The 25,287-nt window shown below is 62.2% G+C and carries 18 protein-coding genes; 4 read left to right on the forward strand and 14 right to left on the reverse strand.

The window, feature by feature from the left end; genetic code table 11:
- The first annotated feature begins 277 nt into the window (after positions 1 to 277).
- Positions 278 to 2,251 carry a sigma-54-dependent Fis family transcriptional regulator gene (locus AC1RRC_RS32550; RefSeq protein ID WP_493060037.1) on the forward strand — a complete coding sequence of 658 codons (1,974 nt, stop codon included), beginning with the start codon at positions 278 to 280 and terminating at the stop codon, positions 2,249 to 2,251.
- A 2-nt stretch (positions 2,252 to 2,253) separates the two neighbouring features.
- On the opposite strand, the gene AC1RRC_RS32555 is transcribed toward AC1RRC_RS32550, so the two are convergent.
- The 8 genes from AC1RRC_RS32555 to AC1RRC_RS32590 all read right to left on the reverse strand — a co-directional run bounded on the left by AC1RRC_RS32555 (position 2,254) and on the right by AC1RRC_RS32590 (position 11,957).
- On the reverse strand, positions 2,254 to 3,204 hold the full coding sequence (locus AC1RRC_RS32555; protein WP_493060038.1) for an FAD:protein FMN transferase: 951 nt from the start codon (positions 3,202 to 3,204) through the stop codon (positions 2,254 to 2,256).
- On the reverse strand, positions 3,201 to 3,695 hold the full coding sequence (locus AC1RRC_RS32560; protein WP_493060040.1) for a hypothetical protein: 495 nt from the start codon (positions 3,693 to 3,695) through the stop codon (positions 3,201 to 3,203). Before AC1RRC_RS32560 ends, AC1RRC_RS32555 begins: the two co-directional genes overlap by 4 nt.
- Positions 3,696 to 3,726: 31 nt before the next feature.
- Complete coding sequence (locus AC1RRC_RS32565) at positions 3,727 to 4,887, reverse strand: porin (RefSeq protein WP_493060043.1); 1,161 nt, start codon at positions 4,885 to 4,887, stop codon at positions 3,727 to 3,729.
- A 177-nt stretch (positions 4,888 to 5,064) separates the two neighbouring features.
- The gene (acs, locus tag AC1RRC_RS32570) at positions 5,065 to 7,017 is read right to left on the reverse strand and encodes an acetate--CoA ligase (protein ID WP_493060044.1); all 1,953 of its coding nucleotides are present in this window, start codon (positions 7,015 to 7,017) and stop codon (positions 5,065 to 5,067) included.
- 121 nt (positions 7,018 to 7,138) lie between these two features.
- Complete coding sequence (locus AC1RRC_RS32575) at positions 7,139 to 8,875, reverse strand: PQQ-dependent methanol/ethanol family dehydrogenase (protein WP_493060057.1); 1,737 nt, start codon at positions 8,873 to 8,875, stop codon at positions 7,139 to 7,141.
- 26 nt (positions 8,876 to 8,901) lie between these two features.
- On the reverse strand, positions 8,902 to 9,273 hold the full coding sequence (locus tag AC1RRC_RS32580) for a DUF779 domain-containing protein (RefSeq protein WP_493060046.1): 372 nt from the start codon (positions 9,271 to 9,273) through the stop codon (positions 8,902 to 8,904).
- Positions 9,274 to 10,794, reverse strand: coding sequence for an aldehyde dehydrogenase (gene adh / locus AC1RRC_RS32585; RefSeq protein WP_493060047.1), 1,521 nt, complete (start codon positions 10,792 to 10,794; stop codon positions 9,274 to 9,276).
- Positions 10,795 to 11,000: 206 nt separating this feature from the next.
- On the reverse strand, positions 11,001 to 11,957 hold the full coding sequence (locus tag AC1RRC_RS32590) for a beta-propeller fold lactonase family protein (protein ID WP_493060048.1): 957 nt from the start codon (positions 11,955 to 11,957) through the stop codon (positions 11,001 to 11,003).
- 158 nt (positions 11,958 to 12,115) lie between these two features.
- Between AC1RRC_RS32590 and AC1RRC_RS32595 the strand changes: the two genes are divergently transcribed.
- On the forward strand, positions 12,116 to 14,221 hold the full coding sequence (locus AC1RRC_RS32595; RefSeq protein ID WP_493060049.1) for a TonB-dependent receptor family protein: 2,106 nt from the start codon (positions 12,116 to 12,118) through the stop codon (positions 14,219 to 14,221).
- Positions 14,222 to 14,476: 255 nt separating this feature from the next.
- On the opposite strand, the gene AC1RRC_RS32600 is transcribed toward AC1RRC_RS32595, so the two are convergent.
- From AC1RRC_RS32600 to AC1RRC_RS32620, 5 genes are all read right to left on the reverse strand, one after another.
- Positions 14,477 to 15,298 (reverse strand): substrate-binding periplasmic protein, encoded by an 822-nt coding sequence (locus AC1RRC_RS32600; RefSeq protein WP_493060050.1) that lies wholly within the window; start codon positions 15,296 to 15,298, stop codon positions 14,477 to 14,479.
- Positions 15,299 to 15,358: 60 nt separating this feature from the next.
- Positions 15,359 to 15,820: a cytochrome c-550 PedF gene (gene pedF, locus AC1RRC_RS32605; RefSeq protein WP_493060051.1), complete on the reverse strand. Its 462-nt coding sequence runs from the start codon at positions 15,818 to 15,820 to the stop codon at positions 15,359 to 15,361.
- Between the two features lie 151 nt (positions 15,821 to 15,971).
- The gene (gene rtcA, locus AC1RRC_RS32610; RefSeq protein WP_493060059.1) at positions 15,972 to 16,991 is read right to left on the reverse strand and encodes an RNA 3'-terminal phosphate cyclase; all 1,020 of its coding nucleotides are present in this window, start codon (positions 16,989 to 16,991) and stop codon (positions 15,972 to 15,974) included.
- 2 nt (positions 16,992 to 16,993) lie between these two features.
- Positions 16,994 to 18,223 (reverse strand): RtcB family protein, encoded by a 1,230-nt coding sequence (locus tag AC1RRC_RS32615; RefSeq protein ID WP_493060052.1) that lies wholly within the window; start codon positions 18,221 to 18,223, stop codon positions 16,994 to 16,996.
- Between the two features lie 215 nt (positions 18,224 to 18,438).
- On the reverse strand, positions 18,439 to 20,043 hold the full coding sequence (locus AC1RRC_RS32620; RefSeq protein WP_493060053.1) for a vWA domain-containing protein: 1,605 nt from the start codon (positions 20,041 to 20,043) through the stop codon (positions 18,439 to 18,441).
- A gap of 152 nt (positions 20,044 to 20,195) precedes the next feature.
- On the opposite strand from AC1RRC_RS32620, the gene rtcR reads away from it, so the two are divergent.
- Both rtcR and AC1RRC_RS32630 read left to right on the forward strand, forming a co-directional pair.
- The gene (gene rtcR, locus AC1RRC_RS32625; protein WP_493060054.1) at positions 20,196 to 21,797 is read left to right on the forward strand and encodes an RNA repair transcriptional activator RtcR; all 1,602 of its coding nucleotides are present in this window, start codon (positions 20,196 to 20,198) and stop codon (positions 21,795 to 21,797) included.
- A gap of 2 nt (positions 21,798 to 21,799) precedes the next feature.
- Positions 21,800 to 23,068, forward strand: coding sequence for a DUF445 domain-containing protein (locus AC1RRC_RS32630; protein ID WP_493060055.1), 1,269 nt, complete (start codon positions 21,800 to 21,802; stop codon positions 23,066 to 23,068).
- Here the strand turns inward: AC1RRC_RS32630 and AC1RRC_RS32635 are convergent, their stop codons facing one another.
- Complete coding sequence (locus AC1RRC_RS32635) at positions 23,069 to 25,096, reverse strand: esterase-like activity of phytase family protein (RefSeq protein ID WP_493060056.1); 2,028 nt, start codon at positions 25,094 to 25,096, stop codon at positions 23,069 to 23,071.
- Positions 25,097 to 25,287: the final 191 nt, after the last annotated feature.

The raw sequence follows: 25,287 nt of genomic DNA on the forward strand, positions 1-25,287 counted from the left end.
TCGTGATTCTCGTCAACCCCTTGATTCGCTTCGCTGTTTTGCTTGAGGCATCTCAGCGCTGCGGGGACAGAACTATAACAAACCACATTCCCATAGGCAAGCACTATTTCAGGTTCGTGTAAGGAGCTGGCATCAGGATTGCTATTGAATGCTTAGCGACCTCGGCCTTGAGCCTGGCGCAACACTTGTACCAAGACAGTTGCTCCGTCCTGGAACAGGTGTCACATATTGGTACAGCCGCACGCCGCGACAGACGGCCCCTAAAGGAATCGGAGACATGTACACGCAAACTCCCCGCACCGCCGCCCCCGATATGGGTGGCATCATCACCATTTCCCACGAGCGTTCGCAGGCCTATGGCCTGTGTCCCGACAGTTGCGCGGATTACAGCCCCATTGCCCGCAACGACTTGTCGCTGCTGATCGAGCAAAACCGCATGCTCCATGCGCACGCGCTGCCGGCGATGGAAACGCTCTACCAGCAAATCATCAATACCCACAACATGGTGATCCTGACCGATGCCCACGGCGTGATCCTGCATTCGCTGGGGGATGCGGACTTCCTGGAGAAAGCCAACCGGGTCGCCTTGCAGGCCGGCGTCGCCTGGTCGGAAGAAAGCAAGGGCACCAACGCGATCGGCACCGCCATCGCGGAACGGGCCCCGGCGCTGGTGCACGCGGACCAGCACTATTTAAATGCCAACCACTTCCTGACCTGCTCCGCCGCGCCGATCACGGACCATCTGGGCAACGTGGTCGGCGTGCTCGATGTCTCCGGCGACCAGCGCAGCTACCACCAACACACCATGGCGCTGGTGCGGATGTCCGCGCTGATGATAGAAAACCAGCTGTTTGCCGCCACGTTCGAAGATGCAATCACTATCCACTTTCATACGCGGCCCGAATTCATCGGCACTTTAATGGAAGGGATTGCCTCCTTCACGCCCGGTGGCCGCTTCCTGTCGGCGAATCGCAATGGCTTGTTCCAGCTGGGCCTCACCTACTCGGCGCTGCAAACCCATACCTTCAGTTCCCTGTTTGGCTTGCCCGTCTCCGCGCTGTTCGACCATTACCGTACCGCGGCGCCGGGATTGCTGGACATGTGCATGCACAACGGCGTCCGGGTCCATGGCCGCGCCCAGCTGCGGCTGGCCAACAACCAGTTCCAGCACGTGCTGTCGGTACCGCCGGAACAAACCGCATCCCGGCCACAGGCGGCTTCGAACCTGGCCGCCAATGCCGCCCGCAAGCTGTCCGGCCTGCGCTACCTGCGCACCGGCGACGCACAACTGGAACTGGTGCTCGATAAAGTCACCCGCGTGCTGGGCAAGGACATCCCCATCATGATCATGGGCGAAACCGGCACCGGCAAGGAATTGCTGGCCCAGGCCATCCATAACGACTCTCCCCGCGCGGCCAGCCCGTTCGTGGCCGTCAATTGCGCGTCGATTCCCGAAACGCTGATCGAATCGGAATTGTTCGGCTATGAAGACGGCGCCTTTACCGGCGCACGCAAGAAAGGCGCGACCGGCCGCATCCTGCAAGCCAACGGCGGCACCCTGTTCCTCGACGAAATCGGCGATATGCCCTTCAGCCTGCAGGCGCGTCTGCTGCGCGTACTGCAGGAACGCATGGTGACGCCGCTGGGCAGCGGCAAGTCCATTCCGGTCAATGTGGAAGTCATTTGCGCCACCAACCATAACCTGCGCGAGCGCATCGCCCAGGGCTTGTTCCGCGAAGACTTGTATTACCGCCTGAATGGACTGGTGGTGAAATTGCCGCCCCTGCGTGAACGCACCGATCTGGAAACCGTCGTCAGGAAAATCCTCGCGATTGAATCCGATAATGGCCGCTATGATGTATCGCCGGAAATCCTTGAACTGTTCCGCCGCCACCGCTGGCCCGGCAACTTCCGCCAGCTGACAAATCTGCTGCGCACCGCGATTGTCATGGCGGGCGATGAACAGGAAATCTGCCTGCGCCATATGCCGGACGATTTCATGGACGATATCGCGTCGGCCAATGCCGTGGCGCTGCCTGTACCGGCCGCAGCGATACAGCCTGCCTTCGGCGCAGCAAACCAGGCGCCCGCCATTGCGCCGCCGGCCGCTGCCGCCGCGCGGCTCGATGAAATGGAATACTCCGCGATCCAGAAAGCGCTGCAGGCACATGGCGGCAACATTTCCGCCGCGGCCCGGGCGCTGGGCGTCTCGCGCAACACTATTTACCGCAAGATGCCGCACCTCAAATAAGGTTACGGCATCACCATCCCAAACCCGGCGGAGCGCCGCATCCCGCCCCGCCGGTCCACGGTCAAGACATCGATCCCCGGCAGGCGCGCCGCCAGGGCGTGTGCTTGTTTCACCCCCATCACCATGAAGGCGGTCGACAAGCCATCGGCCAGCAATCCCAATGGCGCCAGCACCGTGACGCCTGCCAGCTCGTCCACCATGTCGCCGGAAACGGGATGGACGATACCGGCGTCTCCCGCCGCACCGCCCGACGTCGCCATGCAGCGGTGACGCAACGGCACGGCGCCCAGCGGCATGCCATGCCTGGCCGGCAGTCCCGCCATCCACTGCAAGCCGCCGTCACCGCTGGCGGCCACGCCGCCGGTATCGACCAGCGCATCATGGATGCCATGCCGGCGCAAGACCGACAACGCCAGGTCGGCCGCATACCCCTGCGCCAGCCCATCCAGCGTCAAGGCCATGCCCGGTTGAGGGAAGCGCGCCTGCTCCCGCCCAAATGCCAGCCGGCGCCAGCCCACCAATGCCCGCGCCGCGCCGATCGCGTCGCGCTCCGGCAACGCGCCCCAGCGCATCGCCTCGGCATAGGCGCGCAGCACCGGCTGCACCGTCACGTCGAAGGCGCCACTGGTCAGTTGCGACAGTGCGCAGGCCTGCGACAGCATGGCCAGCAATTGCGGCTCCGGCTGCGCCAGCGCGCCCTCACGGTTCAGCCGGCAGACGGCGCTGTCCGCATCGGCCAAGGTCACCAATCGCTCGACGCCAATCGCCGCGTACAGCGCAGCTGCGATCCCCACTTGCGCACGCATCTCATCGGCGCACAGCACCGTCACCGACAACTCCGTGCCAAACACCTGCGCCGAGCCACGGTGCAGGGCCTTGGGCGGCACCTGCGCCTTGTCCATGCCGGACAGCGCGCCGATGGCGGCGGAAAGAAAGGCATGCCGTTCCATCATCCACCTCCGAACCTGGTCATGGTCAAGCCGCGTGCACGCCGGCGGTTCGAGTTTTCCACTGGCGCAGTCAAACCTGCGTCCATGCATTGCAAACAATCCGCACAGCACGCACTTTCGGCCTCGTCCTGTCCGGCGGATGGTAAAACGCGCAGGCTGCGACTCAAATACAACCAGGCCGCCAGCAACACGGCCAGGCAGGCCGACGCGGCGATGGCGCCAAGACGCACAGCGTTGGCGCCATCGGTATTCCACAGCATCCACGCTCCCGCCGCTTCGCTGCGCGCCGCCGCTGCCGCAGCGTTGACAGCGATCCCCGCATTGGCCACGATCACCGCCAGCGCCACGCCAGGCAGCCAGAGACGCGGCCAGCGCAATGCCCGGCGTGGTAGCCACTGCGCTGCACCGCGCAGCCGCACCAGCAGCGCTGCTGCAACAGCAATGCCCAGCGCCAGCACCGTCCACTCGACCAGCAATTCATGCAAGGTGATCATGACCACATCTCCCCTTAAATCAACAGAAGATTCAGAAGAAGATGATGCCGCCCAGCGAGGCGCCATTCATTTTCGCTTCGCCGCCCGCGAATGCCTTCGAACGCGACTGGCCCACTTCACCCACCAGCGTAATGGCGCTGTTCAGCGAGTAATATGCCCCCAAGGTCAGGTTGGCATTCTGCTTCAGGCCACCGGTGCCCACCGCGCTGTCGCTGTTACGGCTGACGCCATAGCCGAGGCCCAGCTTCAGCTTATCGGTGGTCTTGTACGTCCCCTGCACAAAATAATTGCGGCCACGGACATCGCCCTGATCCGCATCTGACAGGATGCCGATGCCCTTGCCGCCCTGCACATTGGCCAGCACGCCGAATGGACCATCCGCATACGACACGCCCAGTTCCAGCGCCGACATCGTCAGGTCACCGCCGCCAGCCGCCAGCGCTTCAAACTTTTGCGTCTTCGCGCCCAGCCACACCTTGGCGCCGCTGCCACTCCAACTCAACTGCGCCTGCACTTGCGGCGCGGTGCCCGCGCTGTACCTCGATGCGGCGATCACCGGAGTGTCGGCCACCGGGCTGACCAGCGCCACATCGATCCCGACGCCTGCGGACTTCGGCGCGCTGTACGCGATCTGGCCGTAGTAGCCCATGTAGCTGTAGCCGGCGCCGATATGGCCAAGGGTGACGCGGCCACGCTGCGTGGCCTGCACCGGCAGGCCTGCGCCCAGCAAGGTCATGTCGCCAAGGATGGCGTTGGCGCCAAAGATCCCCAGGTCCCGGCCCAGCTTGACCGTGCCCATGTCGGCATTCCCGAACGTGAAGTAGGCCTGGCGCACGTCCACCGTGCTGTTTTGCGCGACCGCGCTGTCGGTGGCGGTGGCGCTGTAGATGGCCACCACGGCTTTCACGTCATAACCACTCAAATGCGAACCCGCCGACGCCACCAGGCCGTTCGGCAGCAAGCCATTGCCCACGGTGCTGCGGTCCTTCTTGCCGCCGCAGCCGAGTCCCCGGTCCGCCAGCGCCAGCCCGCCTACCGCCGTACCGGAACATGAGACTTGCGTGTAATACGCGTTGACGATACCGCCGACACCAACAGTCCAGTCTCCAGCTTTGAAATCAACAGCATGCGCCTGCGGTACGGACAAAACAGCAGCGGCGGCAATCACACTCCCCATGGCATTCTTGTTCATTACGGTCTCCTGTATTTTTTAGGTTGGGCACTACGTTGGACATCGTTGCGATGTCTTCCCTTAAGGGCAAATTGCGTGCCCGGCCAATACAAGAGGGGAGCACCGTGGCGGGCGGCATCAAGTGCGCCGCATTGGATCACCGGGCCTGATCCGCGCCGTCACGGCTGCTCCATTTACTTACAGTGCCCTGGCCAGTTGATCGAGGATGGCCGGATTCTCAAGGGTCGACACATCCTGGGTAATCGACTCGCCTTTTGCCAGCACGCGCAACAGGCGGCGCATGATTTTCCCCGAGCGCGTCTTCGGCAAGTTGTCGCCAAAGCGCAGTTCTTTCGGCTTGGCGATCGGTCCGATTTCCTTTGCGACCCAGGCGCGCAGTTCCGCCGCCAACGCCTTGGCCGCATCGCCTTCCGGGCGCGCCTGCTTCAGCACGACAAAGGCGCAAATCGATTCGCCCGTGGTGGCGTCAGGCTTGCCCACCACGGCCGCTTCCGCCACAAGGGGGTGCGCCACCAGCGCGGATTCGATTTCCATCGTGCCCATGCGGTGGCCAGAAACATTGAGCACATCGTCGATGCGGCCGGTGATGGTGAAATAACCGGTATCCTTGTTGCGGATCGCACCGTCTCCCGCCAGGTAATAGCCTTTCAATTCGTCCGGGAAGTAGCTGGCGCGGAAGCGCTCCGCATCATTCCAGATAGTGCGGATCATCGATGGCCACGGACGCTTGACCACCAGGATGCCGCCCTGACCGTTCGGCACGTCCTGTCCCGCTTCATCGACAATGGCGGCCATGATGCCGGGCAGCGGCAAGGTGCACGATCCCGGCACCATCGGCGTCGCACCGGGCAATGGCGTGATCATGTGGCCGCCGGTTTCCGTTTGCCAGAACGTGTCGATGATGGGGCAGCGTTCCCGGCCCACATTGCGGTAATACCACAGCCAAGCTTCGGGGTTGATCGGCTCCCCGACGGAACCCAGCAAACGCAGCGACGACAGGTCGTAATTTTTTGGATGCACTTGCGCATCCGTTTCGCATGCCTTGATCAGCGAACGGATCGCGGTCGGCGCCGTATAGAAAATACTGACCTTGTGCTTTTCGATGGTTTCCCAGAAGCGGCCCGCATCCGGCCAGGTTGGTACGCCTTCAAAGATCACCTGGGTGGCGCCCGCCACCGTCGGCCCATACGTGATGTAGCTGTGGCCCGTGACCCAGCCGATATCGGCGGTACACCAGTACACGTCGTCCGGCTTGATGTCGAACGTCCATTGCATGGTCAGCGCGGTCCACAGCAGGTAGCCGCCGGACGCATGCTGCACGCCTTTGGGCTTGCCGGTGGAGCCGGAGGTGTACAGGATGAACAGCGGATGCTCCGCCCCCACCCACTCCGGCTCACAGACCTCGCTTTGGCCATCCATCAAGTCGTGCAGCCAGATATCGCGCGGCGAAACCTGCGCCACATCGCCGCCGGTGCGCCGGTACACGATCACATTGCGCACTGAATCGCAGCCGCCCAGCGCCAGCGCTTCATCGACAATGGATTTCAAAGGCAAGCGCTTGCCGCCGCGCAGTTGTTCATCGGCCGTGATGACAGCGACCGCGCCCGCATCGACGATGCGTTCATGCAGTGCCCGCGCGGAAAATCCGCCAAACACCACCGAGTGGGTGGCGCCGATGCGCGCGCAGGCCTGCATTGCCACCACCGCTTCAATCGACATCGACATATACAGCACCACGCGGTCACCCTTGCCGATGCCACGCGAACGCAAGCCATTGGCCAGTTGGCACACTTTCGCGTGCAATTGCTGGTAGGTGATGCTAGTTACGGCGCCGTCGTCTGCTTCGAAGATGATGGCGGTCTTGGCGCCATTGCCCTTTTCCAGGTTGCGGTCCAGGCAGTTGTACGACACATTCAATTTGCCGTCATCAAACCATTTGAAGAACGGCGCATCGGTTTCATCGAGCACGCGCGTAAACGGCACGTGCCACGACAGATTTTCGCGCGCCAGTTTGGCCCAGTAACCTTCGTAGTCGCGTTCAGCCAGCGCGCACAGCGCTTCATAGGACGCCATATCGGGGATCGCCGCGCTGGCCGAGAACGAGGGCGGCGGCAGGTAGGTGGTTTGCATAGGAGACCTCTCATAATGTGGATGCCCGGCCTGAAGGCCCTGCACCCATCTATAAAAAAAGGCGGCCGAAGCCGCCAAAAGGATGCACAGATGAAAAGGAGAATTACACTTTTACCGCCATTTACTTCACCAGCTTGAAGACCCAGACACTACCGCCCTGCTCGAGGAAGTTGACTTTCTTCGCCACTTCGCCACCCCACAGCGGCACCGCGCCGCCCCAGCCCGAAACCACGGCGACATATTGCGTATCGCCTTCCTGCCACGTAACCGGTGGTGCGACGACGCCGGAACCGGTCTGGAATTGCCACAATTCCTTGCCCGTCTTCGCGTCCACCGCTTTCAGGTAGCCCTCGGGGGTGCCATAGAACACCAGGCCGCCACCAGTCGCCATCGCGCCGCCCCACAGCGGCGCGTTGTTCTTGATTTCCCACGCGATCTTGCCGGTCTTCGGATCGATGGCGCGCAGCGCGCCGATGTAATCGTCAAACAGCGGCTTGATGGTGAAGCCAGCGCCCAGGTAAGCACCACCCTTCTTGTACGAAATCGGCTCGTTCCAGATATCCATGCCCCATTCGTTGGCCGGCACATAGAACAGCTTCGTTTGCGGGCTGTAAGCCATCGGCATCTGGTTCTTCGCCCCCAGGAAGGCCGGTGCTGCAAACACGGTCTTGCCTTTCTTGCCTTCTTCGCCCTGGGTTGGATCGCCCGGGCGGCCATCCGGCGTGAAGTTCGGGCGGCCCGTCTTCAGGTCGATGCCGGAGGCCCACGTGATTTTCCTCACGAACGGGAAGGCGTTGTGCAGCTTGCCGGTCTGCGCATCGTTCACGTAGAAGAAGCCATTGCGGTCGGCCTTGCCGCCATAACGCTTGCCATCCATTTCGAACGTCACGAATTCATTGGCGCCGTCGAAGTCCCAGGCGTCATTCGGCGTGTTCTGGTAACTCCACTTGATCTGGCCCGTTTCCACGTCCACGGCGACGGTGGACGACGAGAACAGGTTATCGCCGGGGCGCAGGTGGCTGTTCCATGGGGCAGGATTGCCGGTGCCGAAGTACGCCAGGCCGGTGGCCGGATCGTACGTGCCCCCCATCCAGGTCGATGCGCCGCCGGTTTTCCATAATTCACCCGGCCACGATTTGTTGACGGTGCCGGAGACGCCGTTGTCAATCGCATTGCCATCCTTGTCGTAGCGGTGGCCCATATGGCCTTCCACCGTCGGGCGCGACCAGACCAGTTCACCGGTGCGCGGATTGCGCGCTTCAATGCGGCCCACCACGCCGAATTCACCGCCCGACACACCCGTCAGCAGCAAGCCCTTGGCGATCAACGGTGCGGCGGACATCGAATAGCCGGCCGCGTAATCGTCGACTTTTTCCTTCCACACGATCTTGCCGGTATCCTGGTCCAGCGCCACCAGTTGCGCATCGAGCGTACCGAAGATGACGAGGTTGTCGAACAGCGCGGCGCCCCGGTTGATGACGTCGCAGCATGGCATGATGCCGTCCGGCAGGCGGTGTTCATACTTCCACAGCTTGGCCCCGGTCTTCAAGTCCAGCGCATAGATGCGCGAATACGACGCGGTAACGAACATTTTTCCGTTGTGGATCACCGGCTGCGATTCCTGCCCGCGCTGCTTTTCACCGCCAAACGAGAACGACCACGCCGGCACCAGCTTGCCGACGGTTTTGGTATTGATTTGCGCCAGCGGCGAATAGCGCTGGCCCGGCGTGCCCATGCCGAACGACAGCACACCCGATGTGTCCTGTACCGGTTTTTCCAGCATTGCCTGCGTGACGGCGCCCCCTGCCCACGCACCACCGGCCAGCGCTGCGAATGCCGACGCGATAAATAACCCCATGATTTTTTTCTGCACGATAGTCTCCGTTATGGTTTTAATCCCAATGCACTGCATTCCTGGTCTGTAAACAAACGTGAACGGGTCAAGAAACGCTGGCCCGAACCGTTATCGAGCGAAAACATGCCGCCATTGCCCGGCACCACGTCGATAATCAGTTGCGTGTGTTCCCAGTATTCGTACTGCTCCATGCCGATGTAAAACGGCGCGCCGCCGAGATTGCCGAGGTAGATATCCGTGTCGCTGAGGTTGAACTCTCCGACCTGATAGCACATCGGCGTGCTGCCGTCGCAGCAACCGCCGGACTGGAAGAACATGATCGGCCCGTAGCGGTGGCGCAGGGCGGCGATCATTTCCAGTGCGGCGTCGGTGGCGATAACTCTGGCGACGGCGGTTTTCATTTAAAAGAAGCCCAGCGCGTTCGGGTTGTAGCTGACCAGCAGATTCTTGGTCTGCTGGTAGTGTTCCAGCATCATCTTGTGGTTTTCACGGCCGATGCCCGACTGCTTGTAGCCGCCGAATGCCGCGTGCGCCGGATACAGGTGGTAGCAATTGGTCCACACGCGGCCGGCCTGGATGCCACGGCCGACGCGGAAGGCGCGCGAACCATCGCGGGTCCAGACACCGGCGCCCAGGCCGTACAGCGTGTCGTTGGCAATGCGCAGCGCATCTTCTTCATCCTTGAAGGTGGTCACCGACACCACCGGGCCAAAGATCTCTTCCTGGAAGATGCGCATCTTGTTGTGGCCCTTGAACACGGTCGGCTGCACGTAATAGCCGCCTTCCAGGTCGCCGTTCTGGATGGTGCGCACGCCGCCGGCCAGCAACTCCGCGCCTTCCTGGGCGCCGATGTCCATGTACGACAGGATTTTTTCCAGTTGTTCGTGCGATGCCTGCGCGCCGATCATGGTGGAGGCGTCCAGCGGGTTGCCCTGCTTGATGGCGGCCACGCGCTTCAGAGCGCGCTCGATGAAGGCGTCATAGATCGATTCCTGGATCAGTACGCGCGACGGGCAGGTGCACACTTCGCCCTGGTTCAGCGCGAACATGGCGAAACCTTCCAGGCACTTGTCGAAGAACGCGTCGTCCGCGTCCATCACGTCTTCGAAGAAGATGTTGGGCGATTTGCCGCCCAGTTCCAGGGTCACCGGAATCAGGTTTTGCGCCGCGTATTGCATGATCAGGCGGCCGGTGCCCGTTTCGCCGGTGAAGGCGATCTTGGCGATGCGTTTCGACGACGCCAGCGGCTTGCCCGCTTCCAGGCCAAAGCCATTGACGACATTGAGCACGCCTGGCGGCAACAAGTCGGCAATCAGTTCCACCAGCACCAGGATCGACGCCGGGGTTTGCTCGGCCGGCTTCAGCACCACGCAATTGCCGGCAGCCAGTGCCGGCGCCAGCTTCCATACCGCCATCAGGATCGGGAAGTTCCACGGAATGATCTGGCCCACCACGCCCAGCGGTTCATGGAAGTGGTAAGCGTAGGTGTTGGCGTCGATCTGCGCGACGGAGCCTTCCTGGGCGCGGATGCAGCCGGCGAAGTAGCGGAAGTGGTCAATCGCCAGCGGGATGTCGGCGGCCGTGGTCTCGCGGATTGGCTTGCCGTTGTCGATGGTTTCCGCGATCGCCAGCACGGACAGGTTTTGTTCCATGCGGTCGGCAATCCGGTTCAGGATGTTGGCGCGTTCGGTTTGCGAGGTCTTGGCCCAGGCATCCTTGGCGGCGTGCGCGGCATCGAGTGCGATTTCCACGTCTTCCGCCGTGGAGCGGGCCACTTCGCAGAACGGCTTGCCGGTGATCGGGGTCAGGTTGGCGAAGTATTCGCCCTTCACCGGCGGCACGAATTTACCGCCGATGAAGTTGTCGTAGCGCTGCTTGTAGGGATTGGCGACGCCCAGTTTGGTGATGTCCGCGAGATTCATGTCATCCTCTTTCTTCAATAGGTTTGGTGGTGATTCGAGCCGTTCCTTGCGGGACGGTGGCGTTGAGCACACTCCCTGTTTCGCAAACACCGTGCCAGCCTGTTTTGCCGGGATTTGCACCGCATTTGAAACACTGCGTTGTTGCAAGCTGTGCCAGAACGGCACAGGTTTGCTCCACCTGTTCCATCGCCATCGACGCCAACAATTCAGCGGATTGCCACACCCCACGGCAATTCACCGACGGCGATGTCGGCGGTCTTGCGGGCGGCCGCCGTATCGATCACGGAAACACTGTTGGAGCGGCCATTGGCCACATACAGCTTGCTGCCGTCCGGGGTGATCGCCATATTCCACGGACGCTTGCCGACGGCGATAGTGGCGCTGACCTGGTTGGTGGCGGTATCGATCTGCATCACGCTGCCATCGGTGCCATTCGATACGTAGACCTTGGCGCCGTTCGGATGCACCGCAATGCCATTGGCGTTGCGTCCCGCCGGGATCGTGGCGATGGCGGCGCGGCTGGCGGTATCGACCACATACACGGCATTGACCAGTTCACAGGCGATGTAGGCGCGGCTGCCATCGGGCAGGAAACCGATGCCGCGCGGACGCAAGCCCACCGCCACGGCGCCGGTCTGGCGGCGCTGCGCGACATCGATCACGTCGACCTGCTCCGCCTCTTCCGCGCTGACATACAGCCAGCGGCTGTCGGGACTAAACACGGCGTGCTCCGGATTTTTACCCTGCACAGGAATGTCGGCCAGGCGCAGGCCCGTGTGGGCATCGACCAGCGTGACGCTGTTGCCCTCTTCCACCGCCACGGCAGCGTAGCGGCCGTCGGGCGAAACGCTGACGCCTTCCGGCGAGCTGCCCAGCGCCAGCGTACGTATTGCACCGCCGGCGCCGCCGCTGTCGAGCATCAGCAGGGTGTTGCTGCCCGCATCCGTCACGAACAGCCGGTTGCCGACCGTGTCATACGCAATGCCACGCGGGCGCTTACCGGCCGGGAGGCTGCGCAGCACGGTATCGGTGGCGGTATCGAGCACGCTGATGGAGCCGGATTTCTCGTTGGGCACATAGGCCAGCGGCGCGGCGCATAACGCGGCATGTGCGAACAGGGTTGCAACGGCGGCGGTGGCGCGCAGACAATAAGCGGTTTTCATGGTGGGTCTCCTGGTGTTGGGCTGCGCGTTCTTGCGCGCGTGGGGACCAGGAATGCAAGCCGCGTGCCATTGATACATCATTGCGGTGCGGCCGGCTTTCACCATGGCAGGTATATTGCTTACGGTTTCCGGCAGTGAAACCATATAAGGAGAATCAAATGCAACCCCGTATTCGCTTGACCACTCTTGCCGCCCTGGTGGGTAGTATCTGGACCGCCAATGCGCTGGCGGATGGCCCGGAGCAGGTCGTCATCGTCAGCGGCAGCCGCGTGGAGCACAGCAGCTTTGACTTCCCGGCGGCGGTGGATGTCATCGACGGGGAACGCATCCGCGAAGGACAAATGCGGGTCAACGCCTCGGACGCGCTGGCGGCGGTGCCGGGGCTGGTGGCGCAAAACCGGCAAAACTATGCGCAGGACTTGCAGATTTCATCGCGCGGCTTCGGCGCCCGTTCCGCCTTCGGGGTGCGCGGCGTCAAGCTGGTGGCCGATGGCATCCCGGCGTCGATGCCCGATGGGCAGGGCCAGGCGGCCACCTTCAACCTGGACCAGGCGCAGCGCATTGAAGTGTTGCGCGGGCCGTTTTCCGCCGCCTATGGCAATCACTCGGGCGGCGTGGTGCAATTGTTTACGCGCGAACCGGACGGTAAACCAATGCTGGAAACGTCCGTTATGGGCGGCAGCGACGGCGCGCGCAAGGTCGACGTCAATGCGCAAGGCCAGGCCGGCGGCATTGGCTACCTGCTCGATGCCTCGCGTTTCGACACGGATGGCTACCGCGACCACAGCGCCGCGCGGCGCGACCAGGCTTATGCCAAGCTGGTGGTGCGGCCCAATGACGGCGGCAAATTGACGGTGACCGCCAGCGGCTTGCGCCAGAAGGATACGCAAGACCCGCTGGGAGTGACGTGGGCAACTTACCTGCGCGATGCACGCGCGGGCGAAACCGATACCACCGATACGGTGACGCCGAAGCGTACCTTTGCGGAACGCTACAACACGCGCAAGAGCATCGACCACCAGCAAATCGGCGCGGCATGGGAACAGCGCTTTGGCGACAGCCGCCTGAAAGTGTCGCTGTATGGCGGCAACCGGCAAGTGATCCAGTACCAGGCGTTCTCGCGCGCATTCCAGGCGCCGGCCAGTCATTCGGGCGGCGTGGTGGATTTCGACCGGGATTTTTATGGCGCCGATGTCAGTTGGATCGACGTCCGTGCACTGGGCGGCGGCAAGCTCAGTACCACGGCGGGCGTCGAATATGGCCGCTCGTCGGATGCACGCAAGGGATATGAAAACTTCGCCGGCACGGAACTGGGCGTGAAGGGCAAGCTGCGGCGCGATGAGCAGGATGTGGTGTCGAATGCGGACCCCTACGTGCAAACCGAATGGGCCGGCGGCGACTGGGTCATCAGCGGCGGCGTGCGGCGCAGCCGGGTCACGGTCTCGGTGCGCGACAACTTCCTGTCGAACGGGAATGACAGCGGCAACCTGCGCCACGCGCGCACCACGCCGGTGGCGGGGGTGCTGTACAAGGTATCCCCCACCCTGAACGTCTATGCCAGCGCGGCGCAGGGATTCGAGACGCCGACCTTGAATGAACTGTTTTACTCCGGTAGCGGCGGCGGCTTCAATTTCCGCCTGCAGCCAGCGCGCAGCACGCACGGCGAAGCCGGTGTGAAAACCATCCTCGGTTCCGGCGTGCGGCTGGATGCGGCGCTCTTCACTGTGAAGACGCGCGACGAACTGGTGGTGGACGCGGCCAGCGGCGGGCGCACCAGTTACCGCAACGCGGGCAAAACATCGCGGCGCGGCGTGGAAGTGTCGGTCGATGCCGACCTGGGGGCGGGTCTCAGCAGCCGCGTGGCGCTGACAGCGCTGCGCGCCGTCTACGACACGCCATTCGGCGCCGTCGCGGCGGGCAGCCGGTTGCCGGGCGTGCCGAAGGCGAACCTGTATGCGGATCTGGCGTGGAAAGATGCGAAGGGCCGCATCGGCGCGGCACTGGAAACCATCGCCAGCGCAAAAGTCTATGCCGAAGACAGCAACGTGGAAAAAGCCGCGCCGGGCTACATGACCGTCAACGCCCGCTTCACCACACGCCACGACCTCGGCGCCTGGCGCGTAACCGGCTACGCCCGCGTCAACAACCTGCTCGACCGCCAATACATCGGCTCCGTCATCGTCGGCGACACCAACAAGCGCTACTACGAATCCGCCCCAGGCCGCACCTGGCAACTCGGCGCCACCGCGCAATACCACTTCTAAACAATGGGGTCAGGCGTGCATTCGTGCATTCCTGAAAGCGGATTTTGATACGGTTTCGCCCGCAGGCATTGGCCTGGCGGGCGATTCACATGAAAAGCAGCAAGCGAAATCGTGCGAATTGGCCGCTGTTTTCAGCGCGCGCGGCAGCCCTCAATACATGGAAAGCCTGCAGATAAAGGGGCTGCGTCCGGCGGTGCGTGCGCAACGCCGGAAATGAGTGCACGAATGCACGCCTGACCCCATGGTTGGTTTTTGTTATGGCTGGGCTACGCGCACGCCATGTTTGGCGAAGATGGCTTGTAGTTCGCCGCTGTCGCGCAGTTCGTTGAGGGCGGCTTGCAGTTGGCGTGCCACATCTTCATTGCCCTTCTTGACGGCCATGCCCACCGCCCAGCCGTTGCGCGGCAGGCGCTGGAACGCGGCGGGCGCCAGCGGGAAGGCGGGGTCGCCACGGAAAACGGTTTCGATTTCCGAACGGTTCGCCAGGACCGCGTCCAGCTTCCCCGCCTTCAGTGCTTCGAGTGCGGCGGCGGCCGTGGGGAAGATACGCACGTTGTCGCGGAAACGGCCATTGCCTTCACCCAGCAGCACCATGCCCGCAATTGACACCTTTTCCACGCCAATGCGCTTGCCCGCCAGCGCATCGATACTGTCAAACGTGGGCATCGCTTGCGCATTGCGCACCAGCTGCACCGATTCCACGTGGTAGGGCGCGAAGATCTGTACCTTGTCCTGCGCCGCCATCAGGCGCGGATCGACCGGCACGTGCAGCATCACGTCGGCCGGGCCATAGCCGAGGTAATGGCCCTTCCACACCATGTTGCGCAAATCGTCACCGACTTCTTCGCCGGCCGGGAACGCCAGCAGGTTCAGGCGCAAATGCAGCTTCTTCGCCAGCGCATCGGCCAGGTCGACATCGATGCCGCCGTCTTTGGTGGAAAACGGCGCGAAGTCGGTATAGACAGCCACCTTCAGGCTACCCGTTTGTTGCACCTTGTCCCAGTCCGCGCGGACCGGCAGTGCAAGGGACAGGGCAAGCGCAACCGCCGCCCCCAGGATATGTGTGCGACGGGACATGGTGCTCTTCCTCTCCAGTTGGTCAGACGTACCTGACACCTGCGGTATCAGGCACATGAATTAATTAGCTTCGCGGCGGGATTCCAGGTAAGTCTTGATGGCCCACATGGCTTCCTGGTTGAACACCCCCTCGAACGGCGGCATGTACACGGCGCCATTGCGCACCTTGCCCACCCGGACCGACGACAGGAAGTAATTGTCGACATCCTTGTAGCAGGCCGCTTTCTTTGCCGCGTTCTTGATGTTGCCGCAGTCGCGGTCCAGCAGGCGCAAGTCCGGTGCGATGCCGCCCGATACCGCTTCCAGGCCGTGGCAGCGCGCGCAATTCTGGTTATAGGCGGAGCTGCCGATCTTCAGCGCCAGCTTGTTGCCTTTGTACGGGTTCTCGTCGCGCCATTTGTCGCCGAGCGCGCTCAAGCCCGTGGTGTCGACACCCTGCGGCGTCACATTGCCATGGCCATGCGCGGTGAGCGAGGCAACCAGCGCCGCGGCGGCGGCGAACAAGATGGTGGGGCGTTTCATGATGCTGTCTCCTTGTGTTAGTGATGCACCACAAGGAGCAATTGGCGTGCCACGGTCGCATGCTCAGCGCGACGCCAACGCTGTCCATATAAGTGCTCCGGAACGGAACAAGTGTCACATCCATTGTTCCGCTGGCTGTGCCACCCGGCGCTTACCGTCCCGCGATGGTACAGACGCTGTGCCGCCCATCCGTGCCAAACGTGATATCGATCGGCAGGAACTGCGCAATCACATCGGCATTGGTGCGCGCGTGCAGCGACACGCGGTCCAGCGTGAATGTGCCACCGCCCGCCAGCGCCATTGGCAGCATCAATTGGTCCGCCAGATGTTCGCTGACGGCGGCGCCGGACGCGATGTAAAAGCGCGCATCTTGCACCACCTGTTTCGCCACGGCTTCCGACGGCACGGATTTCTCGCCGAATGCTGCAAACACTTCCGTCACATGTTCACTGTCCAAGGTGATCAGCAAGACATTGCCAGGCCCCTGCTTGTCCGGCAACTGGCGCGGACGCAATTGCTCGCCGCTCCAGCCCATGGCCGTGCCCACGGTTTCCAGTTCACGCTGCGCCACCACGTACGGCACGGCGGCAATAAAGCTTTCCGCATACCCGGCGCGGCGCGCGCCCGGCGCCAGCAATTCCAGGCGCCGCAATTGTGCGCAAGGCTGCACGGAAGCCGATACGACTCCGCCGCCGGCCGGATAAAACCCGTGCCGCTCCAGGCGGATGTCGATCTGCGCCCCCATCTGCGCCATGGCGCGGCCATACGCGCGCTGCAGGAATTCGGCCGACGGCGCTTTCGGATTATGCGTGCCGCCGCTGACCGTCACGGTGGATGGCGCGTCCGCATACAGCAAGGCCGGCAACAGGGTTTGCAGCACCAGCATGCTGCTTCCCGCCGTGCCGATGGCAAAACTGTAATGGCCACCACGGATGCGGCCCGGTTTGAAGACCAGCGTTTGCGCGCCGACCTGCACATCGGAGATATCGGCGCCGCACACTTCGGCGGCCGCCTGCACCGCCACCAGGTGCTGCCGCATCAAGCCCGGCTTGGACCGGTTGGCGCGGATATTCACGATCCGCACGGGCTGGCCCGTGATCATCGACAGGCTCAGCGACGTGCGCAATATCTGGCCGCCGCCTTCGCCCTGGGAACCATCGAGTTCAATCATCATTACCCTTTCACGCACACGACCTGCTTCAGCGTATGCACCACTTCCACCAGGTCGCTCTGCGCTTGCATGACAGCGTCGATATCCTTGTACGCCATCGGAATTTCATCAATCACGGCCGCATCCTTGCGGCACTCCACGCCTTCCGTGGCTTTCACCTGGTCGGCCAGCGTGTAGCGGCGCTTGGCTTCGTTGCGGCTCATGGTGCGTCCCGCGCCGTGGCTGCAGCTGTTGAAGCTTTCCGGGTTGCCTTTACCGCGCACGATAAAGCTCTTGGCGCCCATCGATCCCGGGATGATCCCCAGCTCCCCCTCGCGGGCCGATACCGCGCCCTTACGCGTGATCAGCACATCCTTCCCGAAGTGGCGCTCCTTCTGCACATAGTTGTGGTGGCAGTTCACGGCTTCCACGTGCGTCTCGAACGGCTTCTTGATCACAGTGCGCACGGACGCGATCAGGTTTTGCATCATGACTTCGCGGTTCATGCGGGCGAATTTCTGCGCCCAGCCTACCGCTTCCACATAATCGTCATAGTGCTTCGTCCCCTCTTCCAGGTACGCCAGGTCCTTGTCCGGCAAGTTGGCGATATGCGTGCGCATATCCTGCTGCGCCAGTTCGATGAAGTGGGTACCGATCGCATTGCCCACGCCGCGCGAACCCGAGTGCAGCATGAACCACACGGAACCCTCTTCATCGAGGCACACTTCCACGAAGTGGTTACCGGAACCCAGCGTTCCCAGGTGCTTGTAGTTGTTCGTGTTACGCAGGCGCGGCGTCTTTTGGCAAATCACGTCGAATTCATCCTTCAGCTGCGCCCAGGCGGCATCGACCGGCGTCGGCGGGTTTTCCCACGATCCCGTGTCGCGGCCCCGGTAGCTGCGCGTCTTCGGCGTCATCCCGTGCGGGATGGCTTTTTCAATCGCGCTGCGCAGCGGCCCAAGGTTATCGGGCAAGTCACGCGCATTCAGGGTGGTCTTGGCCGCCATCATGCCGCAACCGATATCGACACCCACCGCGGCGGGGATGATCGCGCCCAGGGTCGGGATCACGCTGCCGATGGTGGAGCCTTTACCCAGGTGCACGTCCGGCATCACGGCGATGTGCTTGTAAATGAACGGCATCTTGGCGGTGTTGGCCAACTGCTGCTTGGCTTCGGCTTCGACCGGCACACCGGCGGTCCACATTTTGATCGGGCTGGCGCCCGCGATATCGAGTTGTTCGTAGTTTTTCATTTTCAGTCTTCTTTCATATTCAATTCCCGACAAGGGTGGACAGGACGTTCTGCCAGGCCAGCCTGGCCTGACAGGCCGGATTCGAACCGGCTTCTCCAGATGTAGTCCTGTCGGCATTCGGGGTAAAACGCCAGCCGGCCTGCGCATGACAAGGGGTTGATGTGATCGAACATGGGAAAGATGTAATCACACCGGCATTCACGCGCCTTCCGGCATTAACCTTCTTCGGAGCGCCGCAGCTGATTTTCCAGCCCATCGCCGCCTCCGTCATTCAAATTTACTGCGCGGATTTCTCCGACCCAGTGCTCCGACTGCAACTGGCCCGCCGCAAACGCGGCCACGATGCGGAACACCTCGTCGGAAAAACCGCCAACATTCAACACGTCACCGCTTTCCTGCGCCTGCGTCGTGCCATACGGCGCGATATCGATACATACCAGCTTCGCTCGCGGGTTGCGGAGCTTGAAGATTGCCCATTCCCGCATGGTCTGCGTTGCACCATTGCGCCGGGCATCGATCCACGATTCATTGTCCGACACATACAGCACCAAATCGGCCTTTGCGCCATGCTGGTTCAGCCAGGCCAGCGGCGCACAGCAATTGGTTCCGCCACCACCAATGGCTGCCAGCTTGTCCGCGTTGGTCAATACCGAATCGCGCGGATTCAACCGGCACGCCGTCACATCCTGCTCGAACGGCAGCACCGTGGCACCCGCATTCTTGCGCAACATGGCCGCCGCCACCAGCGCCGCCACATCGATGCAGCGCACCGCCGTCGTTCCGCCAGCGCGGTATCCCGACACCGGCGACTGCATGGATCCGGAAACATCGGGACACACCACCACTTTGCCTTCGATGCGCGGCACATTGGCCAGTGCCGCTTCCATGGCATCCTGCAACGCTTCACGCACCACTTCCGGCACGCCATTGGCCGCCTTGTACGCCGCCATCAGCTGGTATGGAAAAGCCTGTGCTTTCGCAATCGCTTGCCGGTCGCGCAGCTTGGCCGCGATGGCCTTCGCCATGCCTGGCAACTCGAACACGCCATGCCGCGCAAAGGTATTCAAATTCATCCGCACCATTTGCCAGCCGCCCTGCAACGCCACCTGGGCCCATGCCGCCGCATCGAGCGGCATGGACGCCAGCATCTGGAACGGTACCGCCGGCACCGGCAGCGCCTGATCGCGCTGGTACGCCAGGTAAGCCTGCAATACGGGCGGCAACGCGGCCACGTCGTACGGCTTGCCCAGGGTCCACGCGAACAGCGCTTCACGCCATGGCGCCGAAGGTTTCACGTGCACCATCTTCAACACATCCGCCAGCGATGGCGAGGCGCCAATCGCTGCCGACAACAGCGCCTGTTCCGTGGCATTGTTCAGCCATTGCTGCACCAGCTTCTTCGGGCGGGTACCCAGCGATTTACGGCCCGCCACGCCGGAACGCACGATCTGCACGAAGTTACGCAGCATCTTGCCATTATTGACCACACGCGGAAAAGCAGCCGCCAGTTCCGGCGCACCGCGCGCCGCCAGCACCGCCAGCAACAGCGCAGGCATATCCTTCATATAGCCCCGTTCGCGGCAATACACAGCCGTTTGCGCAATAAAGCCGCTCTCCACGCCTTCGCACAATTCCAGCACATCGGCCAGCTGCGCTTCCGCGCTGGCGTAGTACGTCGCATTCAGGCAACCGGTGGCAGCGTATTGCGCCAGCCGGTGCGCGGGCGCCAGCGCATAAGCCGGCGCGCCCTCGCGGTTCACGCTGTTGGCCGCTGCCAGCAATGGGCCCGGGGTGCTTTGGAATAACTGTGCATTTGCCATTTCTTGTTCTCCTTGTTTGTACCTGGTGTATTGCAAAGGCCGTGCCAGCCTTGCAAAAATTCAATAACCAATTGATTTACAAGGAAAAGGTAATTTCACGTCGAAGATAGCAATTGTGATAAATTATCCTGTCATATAAATATTTATCCAAAATGAAAAAGAAAACCGTGATCCTCGGCTTTGTCGGCGCCCAGCTGGACAAGGGGGGCGGCAGCAACCGGTGGGAGCGCTGGCGGCCCACGGTGGCGCTGGCCCAGCATGAGGACTTGCTGATCGACCGGCTGGAACTGTTTTACAACGGCAGCTATGGCCACGTGGTTGAGCAAGTCAAAGACGATATCGCCGCCACCTCGCCCCATACGCAAGTGCGCGCCCATGCGCTGCCGATCGAAGATGCGTGGGACTTCGAGGATGTCTACAGCTGCCTGTACGACTTCGCGCGCCACTACCCGTTCGACACCGAGCGCGAGGAATACTGGGTCCACATCACGACCGGCACGCACGTGGCGCAAATTTGCCTGTTCCTGATGACGGAAGCGCGCTACTTCCCCGGTTGCCTGTTGCAGACATCGCCGCCGCGCCGTCCCGCGCCCGGGGCGCCGGGCAGCTATGCGCTGATCGACCTGGACTTGTCGCGCTACGACCAGATTGCCCAGCGGTTCCACAGCGCACAGCAGGAAGGCGTGGCCTTGCTGAAGTCCGGCATCGCCACGCGCAATCCGCAATTCAACCTGATGATCGATGAGATCGAACACGTGGCGGTGCGCTCGCGCGCGCCCATGCTGCTGATGGGCCCCACCGGCGCCGGTAAATCCTTCCTGGCAAAGCGCGTGTTCGAACTGAAGAAAGCGCGGCGCCAGTTGGATGGTCCATTCGTCGACGTCAATTGCGCCACCTTGCATGGCGACGGCGCCGGCTCCACCTTGTTCGGTCATGTCAAAGGCGCGTTCACCGGCGCCGCGTCGGACCGTCCGGGCCTGCTGCGCACGGCCCACAAAGGTTTACTGTTCCTCGATGAAATCGGCGAACTGGGACTCGATGAACAGGCGATGCTGTTGAAGGCGGTGGAAGAAAAACGTTTCCTTCCGATGGGCGGCGACCACGACGTGCGCAGTGATTTCCAGCTGATTGCCGGCACCAACCGCGACCTGGCGGTCGAAGTGGCAGCGGGCCGCTTCCGTGAAGATTTATACGCTCGTATCAATTTATGGACGTATGAACTGCCCGGCCTGGCCGAACGGCCGGAAGACATCGAACCGAACATCGATTACCTGCTGGCGCAATTCGGGACGGAAACCGGCGCCGCAGTGCGCTTCAACAAGGAAGCGCGCGAATTATTCATGCGCTATGCAACGTCGCCGGATGCCCAATGGAACGGCAACTTCCGCGACTTGTCCGCCGCCGTGACCCGCATGGCCACGCTGGCAGAAGCGGGCCGCATCACGGCTGCCGTGGTGGGCGCCGAAATCTCGCGCTTGCGACGACAATGGCGTACGCTTATACCAGCGGCGGCATCGGGCCGCACGCTGGAGCAGGTGCTGGGTGATGACGCGGTGCAGCAACTGGACTTGTTCGACCGCCTGCAGTTGCAAGCCGTACTGGAAGTGTGCCGGCAATCGAAAAGCATGTCCGACGCGGGGCGCAAACTGTTTGCCGTCTCGCGTGAAAGCAAGGCCAAACCGAATGATGCGGACCGGCTGCGCAAGTACCTGGCCCGCTTCGACCTTGATTGGGAACGGATCACGGAGCAGTAGCCATGGACAAAGAGCAGGAACTGAGGAAAGCCAAACGGACCGCCCTGATGTTCCTGCTGGCGGCAGCTGGTATCTTTGTCGTCACCGCCTTCCTGCCCCACAGCCTGGCCGTGGACGCCGTCAAGGCCGTGGCGGAAGCAGCCATGGTGGGCGCGCTGGCCGACTGGTTTGCCGTGGTGGCGCTGTTCAAACGGGTGCCGATCCCGCTGATCTCCGCGCACACCAACATCATCCCGAATAACAAAGACCGCATCGCCGACAACCTGGCGCAATTCGTGCGCGAGAAATTCCTGGATCCGGCCTCGCTGGTGGAGCTGATCCGCAAGCATGATCCGGTCGGCATGCTGGGCAAGTGGCTGGCGGAACCGGCCAATGACCGCATCCTCGGCGCCTATGTGGTGCGCGTGACGGCCGGTATGCTGGACATGGCGGAAGACACCCGTATCCGCGCCTTCCTGAAAAACGCGTTCCACGCCATGCTCGACAAGATCGACCTGGCGCACTTGCTGGCCGGCGTACTCGATATGCTGACACGCGACGGGCGCCACCAGGAAGTCCTTGATGACATCCTCGAACAGGCGCTGCTTCACCTGGAAGCGCCGGCCAACCAGGAAGTGATTTCCCACAGCATTGTGCAGTGGCTCAAGCGTGAACACGCGGCCATGGAAAAGGTGCTGCCCACCACCTGGCTCGGTGACAAAGGCGCGGACTGGGTCAGCGAAGCATTGAACACCTTGCTGGTGCAGGTGCGGGAAGACCGCAGCCACCGGCTGCGCCGCCGCCTCGATGAATTGATTGCCACGTTCATCGTGCGGCTGCGCGAAGATGACGTGTTCCAGCAGCGCGCGATGGAATTAAAAACCTATATCCGCGACAGCGACGCCGCCAACACGTATATCACGCAAGTATGGAATGGCGTGCGTGACTGGCTGCGCGATGACCTGGCGTCGGACCAGTCGGAATTGCATGCGCGGGTGGCCGAGATGGGCCGCTGGCTGGGCGAGGAACTGGCGCACAACGACGACTTGCGCAGTTCCCTCAACGCCCACATGGAAGATGCGGCGCGCGCCATGGCGCCGGATTTCTCGGACTTCCTGACGCGCCACATCAGCGACACCGTCAAACGCTGGGATACGCAAGAGATGTCGCGCCAGATCGAACTCAATATCGGCAAGGACCTGCAATACATCCGCATCAACGGCACGATCGTTGGCGGATGTATCGGCCTGCTGCTGTTTACCAGTTCGCAGGTGATTGCCCTGCTGCGCTGATCAATACGCCGTCAGCGCCTTGCCAAACTTGATCAGCCACAGGCGCGCCGGGCGCTCCTTGTCGTCGCCGCGCGCCACCCGGATTGAATTGGCGGCATTGCAGCCCAAAGTCGTGCTGGTGATGATGACACCATTGGCATCGACATTGCACTTGGTGACATCCGCATCGGCCACGGCGACGCCATCGGGCGTGTAGATTTTGGTCTTCAGGCCGAAGTCATTGTCGTTCGCCAGGGCCAGCGTGTTGGCATCGACGATCGTCAATCCTTCCGCTTTCTCGGCCAGCCAGCCAATCGCGTTCAAGTCCAGCAACTGGGTTTTCTTCAGGGTCGCCACCTTGCTCCAGTCGGCGCCATTGACCGCAACGCCACCCATCGAGCTTTTCTCCAGGTCGGAAGTGGCGTTGTTGAATTCGGCGGCGTTGATGTCCGTCGCATTGGCGATTTCCACCAGCATCAGCTTGTTGAATACTTTGCCATTGGGCGCCGCGCCCTGTTCGATGACGATGAATTTACCGTTGCCCAGCGCGACCATATCGCCCAGCTTGGCGTTGCCGGTGCGGCCATCCTGGTAATCCGTACCAGCCAGCGGATAGGCGTACATCTTCGTGGTGGCGCCCGTGACCGGATCGAATTCAATCCAGCGGGTGAAGCGCGCGAAGCGCTCCACCTGTTCGTTCTTGCCGGTCACGGTATACGGTGCGCTGCCATCCGTCAGGGGGCTTTGCAGGAAACCGTGCAATTTGTCGGTGGTGGTATCAAGCGCCATGCCTTCCATGCCACGGTTGGCGCGGCGCTTGGCGAAGATCGCCGGCAGACCGGTAGCTGGCGCATAACGGGCTTGCACCACGCCGGTCGCCGCGTCGAGCTTCACGATGAATGGACCGTATTCGTCCGACACCCACAAGGCATTGCGCTTCTTGTCGAAGGCGATCGATTCACTGTCGATACCATTCGCATTGAAGATGGCCTTGGTGCCGGCATCGAATTTCATTGCATCCATCACCGGCGCTTCCGCCGAATTACCCTGGGTGCCGGCTGGAATCGGTAAGCCCGTCATGTTGGTGGTGCTGTTGGCCTTCAGCGGCATCGATGATGTCAGCACGGCGCCGTTCTTGCCGACCGTGATGATGCCGATCGATGGCGCGAAGGATGGCGCCGGGAAGATTTTCGCGGCAATCGTACCGCTGCCGCTCAGCGCCGGGATATTCGGACCGTCGCCGTTCGGCCCCCGGTCGGTCAAGCCATAGAATTCCAGGTCGCCGTTGGCATTGGTCCCTTTGAACGCCAGTGCGGAACCATACGATGGCAGGAAGCCTTGCGGGAAATCTGCTTTGACTTTCGCGTTGGCGCCTTCATACGGTACGTAATACTTGGCGTCCGCCTGGATCTGGTGGCGGCTTACCGAGACGGTCACGGCGCCTTGCGTAAACGATTCCGTGCTGGCCGCGCCCAGGCGCGACGCCAGCGTATCTTCGAAGTGTTCGCGGGCCAGCATGCGGTGTTCATCGTCGACCGCGCGGGCCGCGTATTGGGCGCCGGCCGCAGTCAGGGTTGCGGCCAGTGCGGTGTTGAAGGCTGCCGGCGTAGCGTTGAAATCCAGGCTCTTGCCGGCCAACGCGGTTTTCACGTCGGCCGCCAGCTTGATGCCGTTTTGCGGGTCGCCGTCTTCATCCAGCAATTGCAGGGCCAGCAGGCGGTTGACGACTTGGGTATCGCCGGCCGTGGCGCCGGCCAATTGCATCGGCGTAATCGTAGTGGCGCACGGGGCGCTGCCCAATGCGATGCCGCCAATCGAGAAGCTGACCGCGTCGCCATCCTTGCACGTGAATTCGCCATTCGCACCTGTGCTGGCCTTGGCAGCGTCGCCGGCCGTGTAGTCCAGGCCGCTGACGGCGCTGTCATAAAACTGGCCATAGATTTGTGCTTTGACAGGCGTTGCCGGCGCAGGGTTATCACTGCTGCCGCACGCGGTCAATGCTGCCGCGATGACCAGGGACAAGAGGGAGAGCTGGGGGAGCTTCGTCATGCTGCGGTCTCGTGAGTAAAGAAAGCCGCAGCTTACGCAGGCCGCATGACCGCGTGATGACACCTGGAAATGAAAAAGCCCGCTATTGAGCGGGCTTTTTCGGAATTACTAGCTTGACGATAACCTACTTTCACACTGGTTGCAGCACTATCATCGGCGCAAAGTCGTTTCACGGTCCTGTTCGGGATGGG

This window comes from Pseudoduganella sp. GW821-FHT12E03 (assembly GCF_058807115.1).